The organism is Sulfitobacter sp., assembly GCF_041552635.1.
Taxonomy (GTDB): domain Bacteria; phylum Pseudomonadota; class Alphaproteobacteria; order Rhodobacterales; family Rhodobacteraceae; genus Sulfitobacter.
Map to the genome: position 1 here is coordinate 1 of NZ_JBFEKM010000348.1, position 1,626 is coordinate 1,626.

Annotated in this window: 1 protein-coding gene; it reads right to left on the reverse strand. The window is 56.1% G+C overall.

The annotated features are described in order from the left end of the window. Window positions 1-14: 14 nt before the first annotated feature. Window positions 15-1,626 (reverse strand): polyribonucleotide nucleotidyltransferase (gene pnp / locus ABYT07_RS20965; protein WP_372993929.1); only part of this gene is annotated, 1,612 nt, incomplete at its 5' end.

Sequence of the window (1,626 nt, forward strand, 5' to 3'; positions counted from 1 at the left end):
AAAGGGGCTAAGGATTACTCCTCTGCGCCTTCCTCTTTCTTGATCTCTTCGCCAGTTTCCTGATCGACGACTTTCATCGACAGGCGCACCTTGCCGCGATCGTCAAAGCCCAGAAGTTTGACCTTCACTTCCTGACCTTCTTTCAGAACGTCCGAAGGGTGGTTCAGGCGACGGTTTTCTATCTGGGACACGTGGACCAGACCATCGCGCTTGCCAAAGAAGTTCACGAATGCACCGAAATCAACGATCTTGACGACGGTACCGGTGTATACCGCACCTTCTTCAGGCTCGGCCACGATGGACCAGATCATGTCATAGGCCTTCTTGATCGAGTCGCCGTTTGGCGATGCAATCTTGATGATACCTTCGTCGTTGATGTCGACCTTGGCACCGGACACTTCAACGATTTCGCGGATTACTTTACCGCCGGACCCGATGACTTCACGGATCTTGTCGGTTGGGATCTGCATCGTTTCAATGCGTGGTGCGTGAACCGAGAATTCACCCGCGCCGGAGATGGCTTTGTTCATCTCGCCAAGGATGTGAACGCGGCCAGCTTTGGCTTGGGCCAATGCTTTTTCCATGATCTCGGGCGTGATGCCTGCGATCTTGATGTCCATCTGCAACGACGTGATACCTGCTTCGGTACCGGCCACTTTAAAGTCCATGTCGCCAAGGTGGTCTTCGTCACCCAAGATGTCGGACAGGATCGCATAGGAGCCGTCTTCTTCGAGGATCAGACCCATGGCAACACCGGCGACCGGTGCTTTCAACGGCACGCCCGCGTCCATCATGGACAAGGAACCACCACAAACCGACGCCATTGAGGATGAGCCGTTCGATTCAGTGATCTCGGACACAACGCGGATGGTGTAAGGGAAATCGGTGGAGGCCGGCAGAACCGCCTGCAACGCACGCCAAGCCAGCTTGCCGTGACCGATTTCGCGACGGCCAGGGCCAGACACACGACCAACTTCACCAACCGAGTAGGGAGGGAAGTTATAGTGCAGCAGGAAGTTGGATTTGAAGTTGCCATGCAGCGCGTCGATGAACTGTTCGTCGTCGCCGGTGCCCAACGTGGTCACAACCAGACCTTGAGTTTCGCCGCGTGTGAACAAGGCAGAACCGTGGGTGCGTGGCAGGATGCCTGTCTCGGACACGATGTCACGGATTTCGTCAGTCTTGCGACCGTCGATGCGTGTGCCGGTTTTGACAACGTCACCGCGCAGGATCGACGCTTCAAGCCTTTTCAACGCGGAACCAAGGTTCGCGTCGTCTTTTTGCTCGTCTGTCAGGGCTGCTTTGATGGTGTCGCGGGCGGCGGAAACTGCGGCGGTGCGCTCTTGCTTGTCAGCAATTGCGAAGGCAGCGCGCATTTCATTTTCGCCAGCGGCTTTGACGGCAGCGGAGAGGTCCGAATAGTCAACAGGCTGGAAATCGAACGGCTCTTTCGCGGTGTCTTCGGCCAGATCGATGATCAGGTCGATCACAGGCTGGATCTGCTCGTGGGCGAACTTAACCGCGCCCAGCATCTCTTCTTCCGACAACTCGTAGGCTTCGGATTCAACCATCATCACGGCTTCTTTGGTACCGGCAACAACCAGATCAAGACGCTGTTCGGGCTTC